The following is a 19,958-nucleotide window of genomic DNA, read 5'->3' as shown; positions in this document are numbered from 1 at the left end:
GGTTTTCGGGCGGGCCGGGATTGTCGGTGGGGCGCGCTACCGTGCCGAGATGACTCTCGAACTGGGGATGGTGACCGTGGACTGCGCGGATCCACGGCAGATGGCGGCGTTCTGGTGCGCGGCGCTGGGCGTGCGGGTGGACCTGGACTGGGGCGAGTACCTGGTGCTGACGCCCGCGCGCGAGGGCGGCGTGCGGCTGGGGTTCCAGCAGGTGCCCGAGGAGCGGGCCGGGAAGAACCGGCTGCACCTGGACCTGGCGACCACCGACCGGGACGGCGAGGTGGCCCGGCTGGTGGGCCTGGGCGCGGCGAAGCTCGCGGAGCACGAGGTGCCCGGCCTGGCTTGGACAGTGCTCACGGACCCGGAGGGAAACCAGTTCTGCGTGGGCGAACCGCACTGAGTTTTTCGCGGTTGCCGGCCCGGCGCGGTGGGTTCCACGGCTGGGCCGGCAAGTTCCCGTGCGCGGGGCGGTGGGTTCCACGGCTGGGCCAGCAAGTTCCCGTGCGCGGCGCGGTGGGTTCCACGGCTGGGTCGGCAAGTTCCCGTGCGCGGGGCGGTGGGTTCTACGGCTGGGTCGGCGAGTCTGTGCGCAGGGCGGTGGGTGCCCTGGACACCTCGCGAAGCAGGAGCGCGGAACCCACCCGCGAACGTGGGACCCGCAGGGCGGGCGTGGATTCAATGCTGCAGTCGGCGCGCCGCCCATCTGCGCGCCCGCCCGGCCGCACGTCGCTTCGCGAACCGGGTGCCAACTCCGCGCTTCCTGCGGCGCCTGGCCTCGGGACGCCCGGGGGGCCGCGGCGCGGGCGGCGCCTGGCCTCGGGACGCCGGGGGCGCGGCGCGGGCGGCGCCTCGGCTCGGGCGGGTGGCGTCGCAACGCGCTCAGCGCGGCAGCACCGCCCCAACCGCCGTGCCCCTCCCGGCACGGGCGGCGCCACCCTGGGCCTCGCGGCCACCGTCAGCGTGGCAGCACCGCACCCAGCTCGCGCGCCGCTGCGTGGAGGGCGGGTACGAAGGCCTCCAGCTCGGCCACCGACATCCGATACGCCGGCGCCGCGGTGGAGACTGCGGCGATCGCGTGCCCGTCGGGGCCCAGCACGGGCACCCCGACGGCCCTTATCCCCGGCTCGTGCTCCTCGTCGGCGATCGCGTAGCCCTGGGACCGCACCGCGGCGATCTCCTGCGCGAACTCCGCCCGTGAGGTGATCGTCCGCGGCGCCAAGCCCGCCAGCTCCAGCGACTCCACCAGCGCCTCCCGGTCCGGCGCGAACGCCACCAGGCACTTGCCCATCGCCGTGCAGTGCAGCGGCCCCCGCTGCCCCGGCTCGCCCCGGATCTGGATCTGCCGCGGCCCCTGCACGGAATGCACGTACACCTGCTCGCGCCCGTCCAGCACCGCCATCAGCGTCGGCTCGCCGGTCTGCTCCGTCAGCGCCCGCAGCACCGGCAACGCCACCCCGGCGAACCCCCGCGCGTGCGACACCCGCTGCCCCAGCTCGAACAGCCGCACGCCGAGCGCGTACCGCTTCGACGCCGGATCACTGCGCGCGAAACCCTGTTCCTGCAACGAACCCAGCAGCCGGTGCGTCGTGCTCACCGGGTAGCCCGCCCGGCGCGCGAGCTCGGACAGCCCGACCCCGTCGGGGTACTCGCCGAGCAGCGACAGCACCCGCAGGGCCTTGCCCACCATGTCAGCCACACACCACCCCTTGACGTCTCCCGGTGGAAGTTCCACACTCATCGAGCACCACAATACGGAATAGCTTTCCACATCATGGAAAGAACGGCAAGGAGGCCGCCTTGGAGAGCCCGCCAGTGACCGGCATGGCCACCCAACCGGGCAGGCAGCGCTGGCTGCGCCTGATCCCGATCGTCTTCGTCACGTACAGCCTCGCCTACCTGGACCGCTCGAACTTCTCGATCGCCGCGGCCGGTGGCATGTCCGAAGACCTGGGCATCACGAGTTCGACGTCCGGCCTCATCGCCGCCTCGTTCTTCGCCGGCTACTTCCTGCTGCAGGTCCCCGGCGTGCTCTACGCCGACCGCCGCAGCGTCCGCGACCTGATCTTCTGGTCGGTCCTGGCCTGGGGCACGCTCGCCACGCTCCAGGGCCTGCTCAGCTCGGTCCCGCTGCTGATCGTCGTCCGCTTCCTGCTCGGCGCCGTCGAAGCCGCGGTGCTGCCCGCGCTGGTCGTCCTGCTCGCGCGCTGGTTCACCAAGGCCGAGCGCGGCCGCGCCAACGCCTTCCTCATCCTCGGCAACCCGGTCACCGTGATGTGGCTGTCCGCCGCCTCCGGCTACCTCATCGAGGCCACCAGCTGGCGCGGCATGTTCATCATCGAGGGCGTGCCCGCCCTGATCTGGGCGTTCTACTTCCGCGCGCAGGTCCGCGACCGGCCGGCCGACGCGCCGTGGCTCGCCCCGGCCGAACGCGAAGCCGTCGACACCGGGATCGCCGCCGAGCAAGCCGAGCTCGCGAGCACCGCCGACACAACCGGAGTGCACCCGCTCCGCGAAGCCCTGCGCACTCCGGCCGTGCTGGTCCTGTCCGCGCAGTACCTGCTGTGGAGCATCGGCGTGTACGGGTTCGTGTTCTGGCTGCCGTCGATCGTGAAGGCCGGGTCGTCTGCCGGGATCGGCGCCACCGGCCTCCTCTCGGCCGTCCCGTACGCCTTCGCCGTGGTCGCGATGTTGCTCAACTCGCGCCGCTCCGACCGCACCAGCCGGCGCATCCGCTACGTGTGGCCTTGGCTGCTCGGCGGCGCGGTCACGTTCTACGGTTCCTACCTGGCCGGCCACGACGCGTTCTGGCTGTCGTTCCCGCTGCTGGTCCTCGCCGGGATCGCGATGTACGCGCCCTACGGCCCGTTCTTCGCGATGATCCCGGAGCTGCTGCCGCGCCGCACCGCCGGTGTCGCCGTGGCCCTGGTCAACGCCGCCGGCGCGCTCGGTGGCTTTCTCGGCACATACCTGGTGGGCTGGTTGCGCACCGCGACCGGCACCGACGCCGCCGCGTTCCTGATGCTGGCCGGCACGATGGCCGCGTCCGCGCTGGTCCTGCTCGCCGTCCGCACCCCGAAGAGGAAGGTCGCATGACGCCCCGAGTTCTGCTGCCCTGGTCCGATCTCGCCGTCCCGGACGGCCTGGAAACCGCCTGCTACGACGGCACCGGCACGCCACCCGGCCTGGACGGCGTCGAGTTCTACGTCCTGCCCTACGACAGCGGGCCCGAGCCGCCGAAGCTGATCGCGAAGATGCCGTCGCTGAAGGCCGTGCAGTCGCTGTCCGCGGGTGTCGACAGCCTCCTGCCGCTGATCCCGGACGGCGTCACCCTCGCCAACGGCCGCGGCCTGCACGACCTCAGCGTCGCCGAGCACACGCTCGCGCTGATCCTCTCCGCCCAGCGAAACCTGCCGCGCTGGTTCCGGCAGCAGAGCACCGGCTCGTGGGACCGCGAGCACACCCGGTCACTGGCGGACGAGCGCGTCCTGCTCGTCGGCTACGGCTCCATCGGCAAGGCGATCGAGCGGTACCTCGTGGCCGGAGAAGCGGAGGTCGTGCGCGTGGCGAGCACCGCGCGCGAGGGTGTGCACGGCATCGACGAGCTGCCGGAACTCCTGCCGTCCGCGGACATCCTGGTGCTGATCCTGCCGGACACCCCCGCCACCCGCGGCCTGATCGGGGCGCCCGAGCTGGCGGCGCTGCCGGACGGCGCGCTGGTGGTCAACGTCGGCCGCGGCACCGCGATCGACACCGCGGCGCTGACGAAGGAGGTCGTGGCGGGCCGGCTGCGGGCCGCGCTGGACGTGGTCGATCCGGAGCCGCTGCCCGAGGACCACCCGCTGTGGCGAGCGCCGGGCGCGATCATCACCCCGCACGTTGCGGGCGGCTCCGACTCGTTCTACCCGCGGGCGAAGCGGCTGGTGGAGCAGCAGCTCCAGCGGTTCGCGCGGGGCGAACCACTGGTCAACGTGGTGCGGTGATCAGGACGCCTGCGCGTACTCCACCACGTAGTCGGCCGTGCAGACGCAGCCGCCGTCGACCTCGTCGCACCGGATCGTCAGGCTGTGCCGCACCAGGTCGGTGTCGGTGCAGTCCGGTTCGGTGCACTCCACCAGGGCGTCCACGTGCAGGACGAGGGTGCCGTGGCAGTGGTCGAGGTCCCGTGCGCAGCTGGGGCACTCCATGTCTGACACCTTCCGCCGGTTCGTGTTGCGGCACCTTGGTACCACCGCGCTTCACCGGAAGGTGGGAGGAGGTCCCGGCGTGTCGGCGTGACGTCAGGCGCTCTTCGGCGAGCGGCGGCTGCGCGCCGGGGTCGCGGCCGGCTTCTTCGCGGCCGTGCGCTTGGCCGGTTTGCGTGCCTTCTTCGCCTCGCTGACGCTGGCCTCCAGCGCCGCCATCAGGTCGACCACGTCGGTCTTGGGCGAGCGGCCCTTCGGCCGGGTGGTCTTCTTGCCCGCGATCTTCGCCTCGATCACCGATTCCAGCGCCTCCCGGTACTGGTCGGTGTACTTGTCCGGGTCGAAAACCGGCTCGGACAGCGACTCGATGAGCGAGCCGGCCATGCTCAGCTCCTGCGGCCGCACCTGGGGCAGCTCGTCGCGCAGGAACCCGAAGTCCGGGGTGCGCACCTCGTCCGGCCACAGCATCGTGGTCATGACCATCACGTCGGCGTGCACGCGCAGCAGCGCGAGGGTCTCGCGCTGGCGCAGCGCGACCTTGGCGATGGCGACGTTGCCGGACTTGTGCAGCGCGTCGCGCAGCAGCACGTACGGCTTGACCGCGGCCTTCTGCGGCTCCAGGTAGTAGTGGCGGTCGAAGTGCAGCGGGTCGATGGCCTCGAGCGGCACGAACTCCAGCACGTCGATGACGTTGGAGCTGGACAGCGGCAGCTCCTTGAGGTCCTCGTCGGTGATGACCACCATCTCGCCGTCGTCGGTCTCGTACCCCTTGGCGATGTCGGCGTAGGGCACCTCTTCGCCGTCGATGGTGCAGAAGCGCTTGTACTGGATGCGCCCGCCGTCGCTGACGTGCACCTGGCGCAGGGACACGTTCTTGTTCTCGGTGGCCGCGTAGAGGTTGATCGGGATCGTGACCAGCCCGAACGACACCGAGCCCTTCCACATCGATCGCATCGCCGGGCCCTCCGCTCCCTGCCGACATAACCGCAGGTCGGACGTTACGCGAGAACCGGGCGCGCCACCAGGCGGCCAACCGGCCGCACCGGGTGCTCAGCCGCTGGTGGCGCGCGTGATCCGGCCGGCGAGCGCACGCAGGTGCGCGGCCAGTTCCGGTGGTTCGTGGACCTCGAACTCGCAGCCGAGGGCCAGCAGCCGGAACGCCAGCCAGTCGAGGGTGTCGGCGTGGGTCTCCAGCCGGCAGGCCGCCGGGCCCGTCGCCGTCAGCTCGCCGGCGTTCTCCACCCGCGGGCGCATCTCAGCCAGCGACGCGTGCAGGGTCACCACCGCGCGGTGCGTCGGCACCGTGCGGTAGAGCTTGGCCGTGACGAAGGCCGCCGCGTCGTCGGCGGGCAGCTCGCGCGGGGTGGTCCGGGCGCCGGTGCCGTGGGGGCGGCGGACGCGGTCGACGCGGAACAGGCGCCAGTCGTCGCGGTCGACGTCCCACGCCACCAGGTACCAGCGACGTCCCGCGGCGACCAGGCGGTGCGGTTCGGCCAGGCGGCGGGATTCGCGGCCCTCGGCGTCGCGGTAGCCGAACCGGACGCGCTCGTGGTTGGCGATCGCGGCGGCCAGCGCGGCGAGGTCCTCGGGCACGACCGGCGGGCCGGGATCGGGCATCGGCACGGTCGCCGCGCCGAGCGTGCGCACCCGGCGGCGCAGCCGCGAGGGCAGCACCTGCTCGAGTTTCGCCAGCGCCCTGGCCGAGGCCTCGTCGATTCCCGCCACCGCCTGGCGGGCGGCGGTGCGCAGGCCGACCGCGATCGCGACCGCCTCTTCGTCGTCGAGCAGCAGCGGTGGCATCGCCGCGCCGGCCACCAGCCGGTACCCGCCCTCGGCGCCCATCGTGGACTCCACCGGGTACCCGAGCCCGCGCAACCGGTCGATGTCCCTGCGGATCGTCCGGGTGCTGACCGCGAGCCGCGCGGCCAGCTCGGTGCCCGGCCATTCGCGCGGTGTCTGCAGCAGGGACAGCAGCGTCAGCAGCCGCCCCGGGGTGTCCGTCATGGTTCCAGAATGCGACCGATCGGTGACGGAAACTGACCTAGTTCATCATTTCCTCAGCATCACGACCCCACCGATCACCGTCCGGGCGAACTACGCTGTTGCGGTGGCGGGCACACTTCCGAGCGAGCTCACCAGTTTCGTCGGCCGGCGGCAGGAGCTCGCGGACATCCGGCGGCTGCTGTCCGCCGCGCGCCTGGTGACGCTGACCGGACTCGGCGGGGTCGGCAAGACCAGGCTCGCGGTGCGGGCCGCGGTCGGGTTGAAACGCGCGTTCCCGGACGGGGTGCACTTCGCCGAACTCGCGGATCTGGACGACGCGGCGCTGCTGCCCCAGACCGTCGCCACCGCGCTCGGCCTGCGGGACGAGGCCGTCGAGCCCGCGGACCGGCTCGCCCAGTTCCTCGGCGACCGCCAGGTGCTGCTGGTGCTGGACAACTGCGAGCACCTCACCGACGCGTGCGCGACGCTGATCGGCAAACTGCTGGCGGCGACCAGCGGGCTGCGCATCCTGGCGACCAGCCGCCAGCGGCTCTCGGTCGAGGGCGAGCACCTGCTGCCGGTGGAACCGCTGAGCCTGCCCGACCGCGAGGGCACGACCGAGGGCACCAGCGGCTGGGACGCGATGGCGCTGTTCGCCGACCGCGCCGCCGCCGTGTCGCCGGGGTTCGCGCTCACCGCCGAGAACGAGGCGCTGATCGCGACGATCTGCCGGCACGTCGAGGGGCTGCCGCTGGCCATCGAGCTGGCCGCGGTGTGGTTGCGCACGCTGTCGCTGACCGAGCTGAACGACCGGTTGACCGACCGGTTCGCGTTGCTGAGCGAGGCCTCCCGCACGGCGCCGCCGCGGCAGCAGGGCCTGGAGGCGCTCGTCGACTGGAGCTACCGGCTCTGCCTGCCCGCCGAGCAGCGGGCGTGGGAACGGCTGTCGGTGTTCCGCGGCGGGTTCGACCTGCCCGCGGCCGAGTTCGTGTGCGCGGGCGACGGGATCGGCGGTGACTCGGTCTTGGGCGTGCTCGCGGGTCTGGTCGACAAATCGGTTCTGGTGCGGGTGCGGGAGACCTACGGGCACAACGCGCGCTACCGGATGCTGGAAACGCTTGCCGAGTTCGGCGCGGCGCGGCTCGCGGAGAACGGTGATCCGGCCGGTTCCACGAGGCGGCACCGCGATTTCTACCGCGAGCTGGCCCGCCGGTTCACCGAGGAGAAGATCACCTCGCGTCAGCAGGAGTGGATCTCCCGCATGCAGAGCGAGCACGCGAACCTGCGCGCGGCGCTGGAGTCGTGGCTGGAGGAGCCGGATCCGCGGCCGGCGCTGGAGATGGCGGGGAACCTGTCGACGTTCTGGATCGCGGGCGGGCACCTGCTGGAGGGCAGCCGGTGGCTGGACCGGGTGCTCCAACTCGACGGCGGCCCGTCGCGAGAGCGGGCGCGCGCGTTGCACGCGTCGCTGCTCACCTGCACGTGGCTGGGGGTGCGGCGGGGGTTCGCCGGGCGGCTGCGGGAGTACCGGTCGATCGCCGCGGAGCTGGACGACCCGGTGATCAGCGTCGAGTTGCTCGTGTGCGAGGGGGTGAGCCGCTACTTCCTCGGCGATCCGCGGCGGGCGTGCGAGTTGCTGGAGGAGGCGCACGAGGTGTGCCGGGCGGCCGGGCACGACGGGCTGGCTTTGCAGATCCTGCCGTACCTGGCGCTGGCGCGGTTCGTGCTGAGCGAGCCGAACGCCGAGGAGGCGGGCGAGCAGGCGGTCGAACTGTGCGCGGCGCATGGGAATCCGCCCTGGTACACGGCGCTGGCGGTGTGGGTGCTGGGGCTGGCGCTGTGGCGGCGCGGTGATCTGCAGCGCGCGGAACGCCTCCAGCGCGACGCGATCCGCCTGCGCGAGCCGGCGGGCGATCATTCCGGGATCGCGCTGAGCCTGGAGTCGCTGGCCTGGTGCGCGGCGGCCGACCGGCGGTTCAACCGGGCCGCGCGGCTGCTCGGTTGCGCCGCGACGGCGTGGCGCTTGTCCGGGGCGGGGCGGATCGAACCGGCGCTGCAGCAGGTTTCGCAGACCCACGCCGCACTCCCGGCGCGCGAGGCCCTGGGACGGCAGGTGTTCGAGCAGGAGTACGCCCGCGGGGCTTCGATGACGTTCGAAAAGGCGGTCGCGTTCGCCCTCGACGAGCGGCGGATGTCGGCGGCGCCGGTTAGCCCTTCGCGCAACCCGCTGACCGCCCGCGAATCGGAAATCGCGGCACTGGTCGCGAAGGGGCTGAGCAACCGGCAGATCGCCGGGCAGCTCGTCATTTCCCAGCGCACGGCCGAAACGCACGTCGAGCACATCCTCGCCAAGCTGGGGTTCACTTCGCGGAGCCAGATCGCCGCTTGGGTCACGGCGAATGAGGCTTGAGGGGTTGGGGTTGGGGTTGGGGGTTGGTTCGTTGGTGCCAGGGTTTGGCTCGGCATTTCGTGGGATGCGAAGCGATGAAGGGACCGTTCATCAAGGCACGGTTGGACATCTCAGGGCACTGAAAGCCCGAATGGACCACTCATCGCGGCACGGCTGAACATCTCGTGACGCGCAAGCCATGAACGGTCCAGTCATCGAGGCACGGCTGGGCAGCTCGCCACCCGCAAGCCATGAAACTCCATTCACCGGCACGTGACTGGACACCCCATGCCACCAAGACTCATGAACGGACCATTCATCCCTGCTCCACTGGGCAACTCGCAGACCCAAGCCATGAATGGACCATTCATCGCGACACGACAGGGAATCTCGCGCCACCCGCAAGCCATGAACGGTCCATTCATCCCAACACCACCAGTCCCCTCGCGCGGACCACCCGAACCCCACCCGGGTTCACCCATCACCCCAACACCACCAGCCCCGCGAGCAAACCCCCGAACCCCACCCCGGGTTCACCCAACCTCCGCCCCCTCACGCCGCCGAAGACGCCCGACGCGCCCAAGCCGTGCAGGCACGTCGAACCCGACCAGCACCGCGGTGAGCACCGTCAACCCGGCCGCGAGCCATCCCAGCGCGGGCCCCAGCCCGATGTGCCCGGCCACCTGCGCGCCGAGCAGCGGGGCGACCGCGCCGCCGAGCGCGCCGACGTTGTAGGTGAACCCGAGGCTCGCCGCGCGGAGGCGGGTCGGGAAGTGGTCCCCGATGTACTTCGGCAGCAGCCCCGAGATCCCGGAACTCGTGCCCTGCAACACGAACAGCAGCAACCAGACCAGCACGATGCTGCCCGAGCCGAGCGCGAACGCCGGGAACACGAACACCAGCGACAGCAGCAGCCCGCCGACGTACGTCGCGCGCGTGCCGAACCGGTCGCCGACCACCCCGGCCAGGCACGAACCGGCCGCGTACCCGAGCCCGGCCCAGGTCAGCGCGTTCGCCACCTGCCCGGCGTTGTAGTGCAGCTCCGTCTTCAGGTACGTGGGCAGCAGCGACTGGATCGGCCACGAGTACAGGAACGCGCAGAACACGGTCAGCATCAACCCCACCACCACCGGCCACGCTCGGCCGCTGATCTGCACCCCGAACACCACGAACCCCACCACGCACAGCGCGATGTACAGCGGGTACAGGCTCCCCGCGTGCCCCGAGAAGATCAGCACCAGACAGGTCGCCAGCACCACCGCCACGACCACGTTGAGCGGCGCCCACCGCCGGTTCAGCAACGCCGACACGCTCGTCGAGCCGCCACCCGAGCCGACCTCCTCGGCCCAGTCCTTCGCCTCGGGCAACGTGCGCCGCAGCCACAGCGCCACGAACACCGGCAGGATCCCGATCCAGAACAGCCACCGCCAGCCGAAGCTCGGCACGATCAGGTCGTAGGCGCGCGCAGCGAGCACCGTGCCGATCGGGTACGCCGACAGCAGGAACCCCGTCGCGCGGTTGCGCAGCCCCTTCGGCCAGCTCTCCATCACGTACGTGCTGCTCGACCCGTACTCCCCCGCCATGCCGAGGCCGACCACGACCCGGAAGATGAACAGCGACCAGTAGTCCCAGGCGAACCCGCACAGCGCCGTGCCGACCGCGTAGAGCACGATGGACGCGATCATCGCCGGACGGCGGCCGAAGCGGTCGCCGAGCGCGCCCAGCGCGAGCCCGCCCAGCCAGCGGGACACGAAGGCGGCCGACACCAGCGTGGACGCGGTGGCCAGCGACAGGTCGAACTCGTCGCGCAGCTCGGTGAGCACCAAGGTGATGATCACGAAGTCGAAGCCGTCGAGCAGGTAGCCGAGCCACGCTGCGCCGAACGCCTTCCACTGGCCCGGACCGAGCCGGCGGTACCACGGGTTCATGTTCCTTACCTCTTCATCGAGGACTAGTCGTGGGACGTTGGACGTCGTATGATGCTGCGGACGTTAGCCGACGATTCCGGATGGTGGCAAGAGTGCGGACACTGCGCAGCCAGGAACTGGCCGACTCGATCGTCGAGCTGATCGACCGGCGGCGCCTCGGGCCCGGCGACCCCCTGCCGCCGGAGCCGCGGCTGATGGAGGAGTTCGGCGCGGCCCGCAACTCGGTCCGCGAGGCGCTGCGCACCCTGCAGGCGCTGGGCATCGTCGAAATCCGCCACGGCTACGGCACCTTCGTCGGCGCGGCGAGCATGACCGCGCTGAGCCCGTCGCTGCTGTTCCGCACGCGCGCCCGCTCGCGCGACGACCTGAGCGGGCTGCGCGATCTGCTGGAGGTCCGGCAGATCCTGGAGACCGAGCTGACCCGCAAGCTCGCCCGGCAACGCGACGAGGAACTGCTCGAACAGCTGACCGAGCGGGTGCGGCGGATGTCCGACCCGGCCACCGCCACGGCCGCAGACGGCGAGTTCCACGAGCTGATCTGCACCGCGGCGGGCAACGAGCTGGCCGCCGAGTTGATCCGCCTGTTCTGGAGCGTCTACCGGCAGACCGAGGCGCTCATCGGGGCGCCGCGCACGCCGTCGGACGCGCTGGTCGCCAAGCACCAGCGGATCGTCGACGCCATCGCCTGCGGCGACCCGGAGGCGATCGACGACGCGGTGCGCCACCACTTCGACGAGGTCCGGAGCCGGCTCACCTGATTGTGGCGAATTCGATTTTCGCCCGAAACGAGTGAAGTCGGGTGGACGTCCGCACCGCCGCGAGAGGACCCTGGGTCCCAGGAGCAGAAGGGGTGGGGCGATGGCGACAGTGGCCGAGCAGATGGTGCGGATCCTGCGGGACAGCGGTGTGCGCCGCATCTACGGGATCGTCGGCGACAGCCTGAACCCGGTGGTGGACGCGGTGCGCCGCACGCCGGGCATCGAGTGGGTGCACGTGCGGCACGAGGAGACGGCGGCGTTCGCGGCGGCCGCGGAGGCGCAGATCACCGGGCGGCTCACCGTGTGCGCCGGCAGTTGCGGTCCGGGGAACCTGCACCTGATCAACGGCCTGTACGACGCGCACCGCAGCGGGGCGCCGGTGCTGGCGATCGCCTCGCACATCCCGTCCAACCAGATCGGCACCGGGTTCTTCCAGGAGACCCACCCCGAGCAGTTGTTCGCCGAGTGCAGCCACTTCAGCGAGCTGGTGTCGCAGGCGGAGCAGATGCCGCGGCTGCTGCGGATCGCGATGCAGACCGCGGTCGGGCGCGGCGGGGTGTCGGTGCTGAGCATCCCGGGTGACGTGTCGGAGCGGCGGGCCACCGGCTCCGCGGCCGAGACGGTGCACGTGGTCGAGCCGTCGCCCGTGGTGCCGCGGGAGGCGGCCATCGCGGAGCTGGCCGAGGTGCTCGACAGCGGCGAGAAGGTGATGCTGTTCGCCGGCGCCGGCTGCCGGGACGCGCACGACGAGGTGATGGCGCTGGCCGGCCGCCTGCAAGCGCCGGTGGGCCACTCGCTCGGCGGCAAGGAGTGGATCCAGTTCGACAACCCGTACGACGTCGGCATGAGCGGCCTGCTCGGGTACGGCGCGTGCTACGACGCGATGCACGAGGCGGACCGCGTGGTGCTGCTGGGCACCGACTTCCCGTACGACGGGTTCCTGCCGCAGGCGCGCACCGTGCAGATCGACACGAACCCGGCGCACCTGGGCCGCCGCACACCGCTGGACCTGGCGGTGCACGGCTCGGTGAAGGAGACGCTGGCTGCGGTGCTCCCCCGCCTGCGGCAGCGCACCGACCGGTCCTTCCTGGACCGCATGCTGCACGAACACACGCGGCGGCTGGAGAAGGTGGTCGACGCGTACACGAAGGACATCGAGCACCACACCCCGATCCACCCCGAGTACGCGGCGGCGGTGCTGGACGAGGTCGCCGCCGACGACGCGGTGTTCACTGTGGACACCGGGATGGGCAACGTGTGGGCGGCGCGGTACCTGACGCCGAACGGGCGGCGGCGGGTGATCGGCTCGTTCCGCCACGGCAGCATGGCGAACGCGCTGCCGCACGCCATCGGCGCCGCGCTGTCCTCGCCCGGCCGCCAGGTGGTGTCCATCTCGGGCGACGGCGGACTGGCGATGCTGATGGGCGACCTGCTGACGCTGTCGCTGTACGACGTGCCGGTGAAGGTGGTGCTGTTCAACAACGCGTCGCTGGGCATGGTGAAGCTGGAGATGCTGGTGGACGGCCTCCCGTCCTACGGCACGGACCACACGCCGGTCGACTTCAGCGCGATCGCCGCGGCGTGCGGCATCTGGTCGACGCGGGTCGACCACCCGGGCGAGGTGCGGTCGGCGCTGACGAAGGCGTTCGAGCACCAGGGGCCCGCACTGGTCGAGCTGACCACGGACCCCAACGCGATGTCCATCCCGCCCAAGATCACCAGCGAGATGCTGCGGGGCTTCGCGCTGGCCGCGAGCAAGACGGTGCTGAACGGCGGGGTGGGCAAGATGGTCGAGCTGGCGCGCAGCAACCTGCGCAACATCGCACGCCCCTGAACGTCTCCGACGGGGTCCTCGCTCCGTGAATGCCGGCGAGCATCCACGGAGCGGGCGATCGATGGCTTGATCACCTCGCGCGCGGCGCCGTCCGCGGACGGCAGCGCACGTCGCGGCAGGACTTCCGCACCTCACCCCGGCGTGACCGCCCACCGCCACGCGCGGGGCTGCCGTGGTCAGTGCGGCTGGAAGTCCGGGTAGTAGGCCGCGGCCGCCTTGGCGGTGTCGACGTTCCGCGGGAAGAGTTCTGCTTCGTAGGCGCGGATGGCCGCGTCGATGTCCCCGGGCTGTTGCGCGATGGCGTTGCCGAGCCGGCCGGCGTCGAAGAGCGCCCAGTTCGCCCCTTCGCCGTCCGGCGGCGCCAGGTGGGCGGCGTCCCCGATCAGCGTGACCCCGGGAACGTGTTCCCAGCGGTGCCCGATCGGCAGCCCGTACAGGGGGCGGAAAACCGGCGGGATGTCGCTGTCCGCGACCAACGCGACGAGCTCCGGCGCCCACCCCTCGAACATCGCCGCGACCGTGCGGGCGGCCGCGGGGCCGTCGTCGAAGTCGATGCCGTCGAACCAGTCGAGCGGCTTGTCGAACATGGCGTAGGAGTGCAGCGTGTCCGCGCGCTCGCGCTGCACGCCGAGACCGATGCCGGTGGTTTCGTCGTAGGCCGTCATCGAGCCGCCGCCGACCAGGGCCAGCGTGGCGGGGTGGCGGGTGCCGCTGTCGAACAGGTACGTCTCGATCATCGAGCGCCCGGCGTAGGTGGGCGTGGCATCAGACAGCAGTGGCCGGACCTTCGACCAGGCGCCGTCGGCGCCGATGAGCACGTCGGTGACGATCGTCGATCCGTCGGCGAAGGTCACTTCGTGGCAACCGTCCTCGAGGGTCCGGACGCTCCGGGTCTTGTGGCCCCAGACGACCGCGTCGGCAGGCAGGGAGTCCAGCAGCAGCTGCCGGAGCTCGCCACGCTGCACCTCGGGGCGGCCTCCGGCGGGGTCGTCGGGCACGTCAGCCAGGACGGTGCCGTCAGGCGCCACGTCGCGGGATGCCTGGCGTCCTTCGAGGACGAGGGACCGGAAGCCGTCCATGAGGCCGGCGGCACGGATCCCCTGCTGTCCGTTGTAGTCGTGGATGTCGAGCATGCCGCCCTGGCCCCGGGCCTGCGCCGACGTCTCCGCCTCGTACACGGTGGACGGGATTCCGTGCACCGCCAGGGTTCGCGCCAGCGTCAGCCCGGCAAGACCGGCCCCGATGATCGTGATCTGAGTCATGCGTGCGTTCCTTGCTGCTGATGGGTGAAGGGCGGGTCGATCCGGGATGCGAGCTGCGCCAGGAGGTCGTGGAGCCGCGCCCGCGCCTCCGCGCCCAGCGGCGCGAGGATCGACTCCTCGACCCGGTCCATGGCCTCTTCGAAACCCTGGATCAGTTCGGAGCCGGCTGGGGTGACGCGCACCCGGCGGCTGCGTGCGTCATCCTCCTGCGCCTGGCGTTCCACGAGCCCGCGGCGCTCGAGCCCGGCCAACAGCCGCGAGACACCCGGCGCACTGGTGCGCATGGCCCGCGCGACGTCCCGCTGGATGGCGTCCGGGTTCTTCGTCAGGTACGCCAGCACCGCGCTCTGCTCGTGGGTGAGGCCGCGTTCCCGGATCCAATCTTCGGCGATGCGCCGCTGTCCCCACACGACCCACCGCATCAGTTCCAGCGTGCTCTCCCGCTCCGGCTCGCTCATAGTTAACATGGTAACTGTTGCGTAGTTAACTATCAACCGCTTAGGGTCGCGGCGTGCTGGTTCTCCGTTCGATCGCACTGTTCGTGCTGGCGGCGCTCGCCGAGATCGGTGGCGCCTGGCTCGTCTGGCAGGGTGTCCGCGAGCACCGCGGGTGGATCTGGATCGGCGCGGGCGTGATCGCGCTCGGGTTGTACGGCTTCGTCGCCACCCTGCAGCCGGACGCCAACTTCGGCCGCATCCTCGCCGCCTACGGCGGTGTGTTCGTCGCCGGCTCGCTGGCCTGGGGCGTGGTCGCCGACGGGTACCGGCCCGACCGGTTCGACGTCATCGGCGCGCTCATCTGCCTCGCGGGCGTCGCGGTCATCATGTACGCCCCGCGCGGCTGAACATCGTTCCACCGACCGCGCCGGGGGTAGCAGCACAGCCGTGGGGCACGTCGTGGCGCTGCGGGCGCTCAAACTCGGGGATTTCCTCGTCACCGTTCCGGCGCTCAAGGCGATCCGCCGCGCGTGGCCGGACCACGAGATCACGTTCGCGACCTCCGGCTGGCTCGGCCCGCTCGTCGAGCTGACCGGCTGTGTCGACACCGTCCTGCCCACCCACGGCATGACCCCGCTCGACCCGCGGGCCAGCCACCCCGCCGTCGCCGTCAACCTGCACGGCACCGGCCCGCACAGCAACGCCGTCCTCGACACCCTCGGCCCCCGCCGCCGCATCGGCCACAGTGGACACGGCTGGCCAGGTCCGAAGTGGATGGACCTGCACGAACGCGACCGCTGGTGCCGCCTGCTCACCGAGCACGGCATTCCCGCCGACCCCGGCGACCTCCACCTCCCACCGCCCCCGCGCACCAGCCCCGCGCCGGGCGCGGTCGTCATCCACCCCGGTGCCGCCTTCGGCAGCAAACGCTGGCCCGTCGAGCGCTTCGCCACCGTCGCCCGGGCGCTCCGCGCGGCCGGTCACCGCGTGGTGATCACCGGCAGCACGTCCGAACAGGACCTCGCCGCCACCCTCGCCGCGCCCGCGGACCGCCTCGCCGGGCGCACCGGCCAGCTCGACCTCGCGGCGCTCGTCGCCCAGGCCCGGCTGGTGATCTCCGGCGACACGGGCATCGCACACCTCGCCTACGCCTTCGACACCCCGTCGGTCACGTTGTTCGGCCCCGTCCCGGCCCGGCACTGGGGACCGCCACCCGGCTCGCACCGCGCGTTGTCGGCCGACGAGCTGCGCCGCGGCGACCCGTTCTCGCCCGATCCGGACCCGGCGTTGCTGCAGGTCCAGCCCGCCGACGTGCTCGCCGCGGCCGCGGAGCTGGTTTGCGGGCCTGCGGAAGTGGTAGCCGGGAGCGGACGAAGGGAGGCGATCGTGCCGGACGAGAAGCACGACGAGCTGGCCGAGTCGAGGCAGGCACTGGCCGAGGCGAAGGAAGCGGCGCGGGACGCGAAGCTCACGCGGCCCCACGAGCAGGCCGAGCAGGAGGGCGCCCCGGCCGAACACCCGCCCCACCAGGAGGACGACGACCACTTCTCCCCCTCCTGAGGGACGCGACCTACGCGCGCACCGCCGCCGCGACCTCGGCCACCAGGCCCGGCTCCGCCTCGTACGGCAGGTAGAGCGTCGCGCGCGTGAACAGGTCGCCGTAGCGGCGCCGCACCTCGGCCGCGACCTCGTCGGCCTTGCCCACCACGGCGATCGCGGCCAGCAGCTCGTCGTCGACGAGCGTGCCCATCCGCTCCCACTCGCCGCGCCGGGACAGCCGGTGCAGCTCGTCGCCCAGCTCGCCGCGGTCGTGCAGCTCCAGCACCCCGCGGTAGGCCGGCGTCGAACCGTAGAACGCGATCTGCCGCCGCGTGCCCGCGAGCGCGGCGGCGATCTCGGCGTCCGACCGGCCGGTCACCACCATCGGCGAGCCGACCAGTTCGAAGCCGTCCAGCGAGTCCCGCCCGGACCGCAACGCAGGCACCGTCACCTCGCGCAGGTACCGCTCGGTGGTGAAGCCGTGGCACAGGAAGCCGTCCGCGACCTCGCCCGCCACGCGCGTCATGCCCTCACCCACGCCCGCGAGCAGCACCTTCGGCGGACCGTACGGGTGGGGCTGCGGCTTGAACATCGGGGTCATCACCGTGTGGGTGTAGAACTCGCCGCGGAAGTTGAGGCGCGCGCCGGTGTGCCACGTGTCCCAGATCGCCCGCAGCGCCAGCACGAACTCGCGCATCCGGGCGGCCGGCTGCGACCACGGCATCGAGAACCGCCGCGTGACGTGGGTCTTGATCTGCGTGCCGAGGCCGAGCAGCAGCCGTCCGCCGGAGAGTTCCTGCAGGTCGTTCGCGGTCTGCGCGACGGTCATCGGGTTGCGCGCGAAGGCCACCGCGATCGCCGTGCCGAGCGTGACGCGCTCGGTGACCGTGGCGCCGAGCGCGAGCGGCAGGAACGGGTCGTGCTTGACCTCGGTGGTCCACACGCCGTCGAAACCGTCGCGCTCGGCCCGCCGCATCGTCTCCCGGGAGTCGGCCGGACTGGAGAACGGGACCGCGAAATCGACCTTCACCCGCCGAACGCTACCGCCTGCGGTTCCGGAACAGGCACTCCTGCGCGAGGCTCGCCAGCAGCACGCCGTCCCGCGTGCGCACGGTGCCGGTGTACCAGCCGCGGCCGCCCGCGACGCTCTGCGGCACCAGGTCCATGTGCACCCAGTCGTCGAGACGGCCCGGCCGGTGGAACCACACCGCGTGGTCCAGGCTCGACGACGCGGACGCCTCCTCGTTGCCGAAGGCCGCGACGCCGGACGAGATGTCCGACAGGTAGGTCAGGACGCAGGCGTGGATGAGCGCGTTGTCGGGCAGTTCGAGCTTGCAGCGCGCCCAGAAGCGCGTCGGCCACTGGCCGTCCGGGTAGGGCTGCGGCGGCAGCGCGCCCTGCATCGAGAACAGCCGCGGCATGCCGCCGCCGGGCAGCTGCTCCGGATCGCCCTCGGGACGCTCCGGGTGCGCCTCGCGGTCGACACCCTCCTCGCGGCGGTGGAAGGACGCCGACATGTTGAAGATGACCTCGCCGTTCTGCACGGCGACCACCCGGCGGGCGGAGTAGGAGCCGCCGTCGCGATCCCGGTCGACGTGGAAGATCGTCGGGCGCGTCGCGTCACCCGGGCGGAGGAAGTAGCCGTGCAGCGAGTGCGGCAGCCGGTCCTCCGCCACGGTGCGCCCGGCCGCGGCGAGCGCCTGCGCGGCGACCTGGCCCCCGTAGAGCGGCAGGGGGTCGTCGAACACGAGGTTGGCGCGGTAGAGGTCGCGGTCGATCTCCTCGAGGTCGAGCAGGTCGGCCAGGGTGGGCTCGTCCACCGCTTTCTCACTGACGGCGTGCATTACCGCACGGTAATACAGGAAGTACGCGCGGGCAGGCGCTGGTAGACGGGCATCACAACGGGCGGGACGCCCCTGCCCGGGGGACACTGAACCGCATGCGGCGACTCGACGAAGTCCGATCCGGGCCAACGCTGGCCGAGCACGTCGCCGCCGCGCCGCTCGTCGACCACCACGTGCACGGCGCGTTCACGGTCGAGCTTGAGCGCGCCGAGTTCGAGGGGCACCTCAACGAGGGTTCGCCCGACCCGATCCCACCGTGGATGACGCAGTTCGACTCGCAGCTCGGGTTCGCGGTGCGGCGGTGGTGCGCGCCGGTGCTCGACCTGCCCGAGCACGCCCCGGCCGACGAGTACTGGAAGCGCCGCACCGAACTGGGTGTGGCGGAGGTGACGCGGCGGTTCCTCGGCGGCGCCGGGGTGAGCGACTGGATCGTCGACACCGGGTACGCCACGAGTTCGCTGCTCGGGCTGGAGGGCATGGAGTCGGCGTCCGGCGCGCGGGCGCACGAGGTGGTGCGGCTGGAGGCGCTGGCCGAAGAGATCGCGCTGGAGAACGTGTCCGGGCGCGACTACGCCGACGCTTTCACCGCCCGGCTGGCCACGCGGGCCGAGAACGCGGTGGGGGCCAAGTCGATCCTGGCCTACCGCACGGGCTTCGACATCGACCTGACGCCGCCGTCGCCGGCCGAGGTGACGCTGGCGGCGGACCGGTGGCTGGACACGGCGGGCGACGAGCCGCGGCTGGACGACGAGGTGCTGATCCGGTTCGGCCTGCACGCGGCGATCTCGCAGGGGCTGCCGCTGCAGCTGCACACCGGGATCGGCGACCGGGACCTCGACCTGCACCGCGTCAACCCGTTGCACCTGCTGGACTTCCTGCGCGCGACGCCGGACGTGCCGGTTCTGCTGCTGCACTGCTACCCGTACCACCGCGAGGCCGGGTACCTGGCGCAGGCGTTCCCGAACGTGCACTTCGACGTGGGGCTGGGCATCAACCACACGGGGGTGCGCAGCGTGGCGGTGGTGGCGGAGTCGTTCGAGCTGGCGCCGTTCGCGAAGCAGCTGTACTCGTCGGACGCGTGGGGGCCACCGGAGCTGCACTACCTCGGCGCGCTGCTGTGGCGCCGCGCGGTGACCACGACGTTCGGCCGGTGGGTCGCCGAGGGCGACTGGTCGGAGCCCGACGCGCGGCGCGTGGTGACCATGATCGCGCGCGACAACGCGCGGCGCGTTTACCGGCTTTGAGCGCGTAGTGAGCCGGCGCGGGGCCGCCACACCGCAGCGCGGCAAGCCGCGTGGCGACATCGCGCCACGACGAGGCCACCCGGCTCTGCCTCAGCCACGCCGCGATGCGGCAAGCTCCCGCCGCTCACCAGCCCCGGCCCGCGTCGCGACACGGGCCGGCCGCCGCGGCTCACCAACCCGCGCCCCGGTAGCTCACCAGCCCTGGCCGCGCAGCCGGTCGAGCAGGCGGCGGTCCCGCTTCGTGGGGCGGCCCGCTCCGCGCTCGCGGCGGGCGACCGGCGTCAGGGCCTCCGGCGGGGGCGCCGGGGTGCGGTCGATGTAGCACGTGGCGGCGTCGGGGGCGCCCACCCGCTTTTCGATGACCCGCACGACCTCGACGATCCGCGTCCGGTCATGGACGCGCGCCCGCACGGTGTCACCGGGGTGCACGCCCGTCGCGGGCTTCGCCGGGCGGTCGTTGACCCGCACGTGCCCGCCGCGACAGGCCGCGGCCGCGTCGGATCGGGTCTTCGTCAGACGGACCGCCCACAGCCAGCGGTCCACGCGCGTGGACTCCATG

Annotated in this window: 19 protein-coding genes; 9 read left to right on the top strand and 10 right to left on the bottom strand. The window is 72.1% G+C overall.

The genetic code is table 11. The features are described 5' to 3' along the window. Positions 1-49 precede the first annotated feature (49 nt). Positions 50-400 carry a VOC family protein gene (locus ABZ215_RS22585; protein ID WP_027936537.1) on the top strand — a complete coding sequence of 117 codons (351 nt, stop codon included), beginning with the start codon at positions 50-52 and terminating at the stop codon, positions 398-400. Between the two features lie 555 nt (positions 401-955). Here the strand turns inward: ABZ215_RS22585 and ABZ215_RS22580 are convergent. After that, entirely contained in the window at positions 956-1,687 is a 732-nt protein-coding gene (locus ABZ215_RS22580) for an IclR family transcriptional regulator (protein ID WP_020422825.1), read from the bottom strand. Positions 1,688-1,797: 110 nt separating this feature from the next. Between ABZ215_RS22580 and ABZ215_RS22575 the strand changes: the two genes are divergently transcribed. Both ABZ215_RS22575 and ABZ215_RS22570 read left to right on the top strand, forming a co-directional pair. Next, positions 1,798-3,093, top strand: a complete 1,296-nt coding sequence (locus tag ABZ215_RS22575) for an MFS transporter (protein WP_354951330.1) — start codon at positions 1,798-1,800, stop codon at positions 3,091-3,093. After that, positions 3,090-3,980, top strand: a complete 891-nt coding sequence (locus ABZ215_RS22570; protein WP_354951328.1) for a 2-hydroxyacid dehydrogenase — start codon at positions 3,090-3,092, stop codon at positions 3,978-3,980. The genes ABZ215_RS22575 and ABZ215_RS22570 overlap by 4 nt, the downstream gene beginning before the upstream one ends. On the opposite strand, the gene ABZ215_RS22565 is transcribed toward ABZ215_RS22570, so the two are convergent. The 3 genes from ABZ215_RS22565 to ABZ215_RS22555 form a co-directional block, all read right to left on the bottom strand. Continuing rightward, a complete protein-coding gene (locus ABZ215_RS22565; protein WP_020422828.1) occupies positions 3,981-4,184 on the bottom strand; it encodes a hypothetical protein in 204 nt (67 codons plus the stop codon). 93 nt (positions 4,185-4,277) lie between these two features. Beyond that, entirely contained in the window at positions 4,278-5,135 is an 858-nt protein-coding gene (locus tag ABZ215_RS22560; protein WP_027934710.1) for a Ku protein, read from the bottom strand. Between the two features lie 96 nt (positions 5,136-5,231). Further along, positions 5,232-6,185, bottom strand: coding sequence for a YafY family protein (locus ABZ215_RS22555; RefSeq protein WP_354951326.1), 954 nt, complete (start codon positions 6,183-6,185; stop codon positions 5,232-5,234). Positions 6,186-6,288: 103 nt separating this feature from the next. On the opposite strand from ABZ215_RS22555, the gene ABZ215_RS22550 reads away from it, so the two are divergent. Beyond that, positions 6,289-8,574: a LuxR C-terminal-related transcriptional regulator gene (locus ABZ215_RS22550; RefSeq protein WP_354951324.1), complete on the top strand. Its 2,286-nt coding sequence runs from the start codon at positions 6,289-6,291 to the stop codon at positions 8,572-8,574. Positions 8,575-9,086: 512 nt separating this feature from the next. On the opposite strand, the gene ABZ215_RS22545 is transcribed toward ABZ215_RS22550, so the two are convergent. After that, positions 9,087-10,481, bottom strand: coding sequence for a sialate:H+ symport family MFS transporter (locus ABZ215_RS22545; RefSeq protein WP_354951322.1), 1,395 nt, complete (start codon positions 10,479-10,481; stop codon positions 9,087-9,089). 92 nt (positions 10,482-10,573) lie between these two features. Between ABZ215_RS22545 and ABZ215_RS22540 the strand changes: the two genes are divergently transcribed. Together ABZ215_RS22540 and ABZ215_RS22535 are read left to right on the top strand one after the other, a co-directional pair. After that, entirely contained in the window at positions 10,574-11,239 is a 666-nt protein-coding gene (locus ABZ215_RS22540; protein ID WP_020422833.1) for a FadR/GntR family transcriptional regulator, read from the top strand. A gap of 100 nt (positions 11,240-11,339) precedes the next feature. After that, positions 11,340-13,073 carry a pyruvate dehydrogenase gene (locus ABZ215_RS22535; RefSeq protein WP_354951320.1) on the top strand — a complete coding sequence of 578 codons (1,734 nt, stop codon included), beginning with the start codon at positions 11,340-11,342 and terminating at the stop codon, positions 13,071-13,073. Positions 13,074-13,249: 176 nt separating this feature from the next. On the opposite strand, the gene ABZ215_RS22530 is transcribed toward ABZ215_RS22535, so the two are convergent. Beyond that, positions 13,250-14,335: an NAD(P)/FAD-dependent oxidoreductase gene (locus ABZ215_RS22530; RefSeq protein WP_354951318.1), complete on the bottom strand. Its 1,086-nt coding sequence runs from the start codon at positions 14,333-14,335 to the stop codon at positions 13,250-13,252. Then, complete coding sequence (locus ABZ215_RS22525; protein WP_354951316.1) at positions 14,332-14,793, bottom strand: MarR family transcriptional regulator; 462 nt, start codon at positions 14,791-14,793, stop codon at positions 14,332-14,334. Before ABZ215_RS22525 ends, ABZ215_RS22530 begins: the two co-directional genes overlap by 4 nt. 53 nt (positions 14,794-14,846) lie before the next feature. Between ABZ215_RS22525 and ABZ215_RS22520 the strand changes: the two genes are divergently transcribed. Together ABZ215_RS22520 and ABZ215_RS22515 are read left to right on the top strand one after the other, a co-directional pair. Further along, the gene (locus tag ABZ215_RS22520; protein WP_123685300.1) at positions 14,847-15,179 is read left to right on the top strand and encodes a YnfA family protein; all 333 of its coding nucleotides are present in this window, start codon (positions 14,847-14,849) and stop codon (positions 15,177-15,179) included. A gap of 40 nt (positions 15,180-15,219) precedes the next feature. Beyond that, positions 15,220-16,332, top strand: a complete 1,113-nt coding sequence (locus ABZ215_RS22515) for a glycosyltransferase family 9 protein (protein ID WP_354951314.1) — start codon at positions 15,220-15,222, stop codon at positions 16,330-16,332. 10 nt (positions 16,333-16,342) lie between these two features. On the opposite strand, the gene ABZ215_RS22510 is transcribed toward ABZ215_RS22515, so the two are convergent. Both ABZ215_RS22510 and ABZ215_RS22505 read right to left on the bottom strand, forming a co-directional pair. Then, on the bottom strand, positions 16,343-17,341 hold the full coding sequence (locus tag ABZ215_RS22510; protein WP_354951312.1) for a TIGR03617 family F420-dependent LLM class oxidoreductase: 999 nt from the start codon (positions 17,339-17,341) through the stop codon (positions 16,343-16,345). Positions 17,342-17,351: 10 nt separating this feature from the next. Further along, positions 17,352-18,155 carry an acyl-CoA thioesterase domain-containing protein gene (locus ABZ215_RS22505; RefSeq protein ID WP_354951310.1) on the bottom strand — a complete coding sequence of 268 codons (804 nt, stop codon included), beginning with the start codon at positions 18,153-18,155 and terminating at the stop codon, positions 17,352-17,354. A 95-nt stretch (positions 18,156-18,250) separates the two neighbouring features. Between ABZ215_RS22505 and ABZ215_RS22500 the strand changes: the two genes are divergently transcribed. Next, a complete protein-coding gene (locus tag ABZ215_RS22500) occupies positions 18,251-19,399 on the top strand; it encodes an amidohydrolase family protein (protein WP_354951308.1) in 1,149 nt (382 codons plus the stop codon). Positions 19,400-19,591: 192 nt separating this feature from the next. On the opposite strand, the gene ABZ215_RS22495 is transcribed toward ABZ215_RS22500, so the two are convergent. Next, on the bottom strand, positions 19,592-19,957 hold the full coding sequence (locus tag ABZ215_RS22495; RefSeq protein ID WP_020422842.1) for an RNA-binding S4 domain-containing protein: 366 nt from the start codon (positions 19,955-19,957) through the stop codon (positions 19,592-19,594). Position 19,958: the final 1 nt, after the last annotated feature.

Source organism: Amycolatopsis sp. NPDC006131 (assembly GCF_040614175.1).
Taxonomy (GTDB): domain Bacteria; phylum Actinomycetota; class Actinomycetes; order Mycobacteriales; family Pseudonocardiaceae; genus Amycolatopsis_E; species Amycolatopsis_E tucumanensis.
Note: the sequence above shows the minus strand (reverse complement) of the source record. Positions and strands in the feature narration are given on the sequence as shown.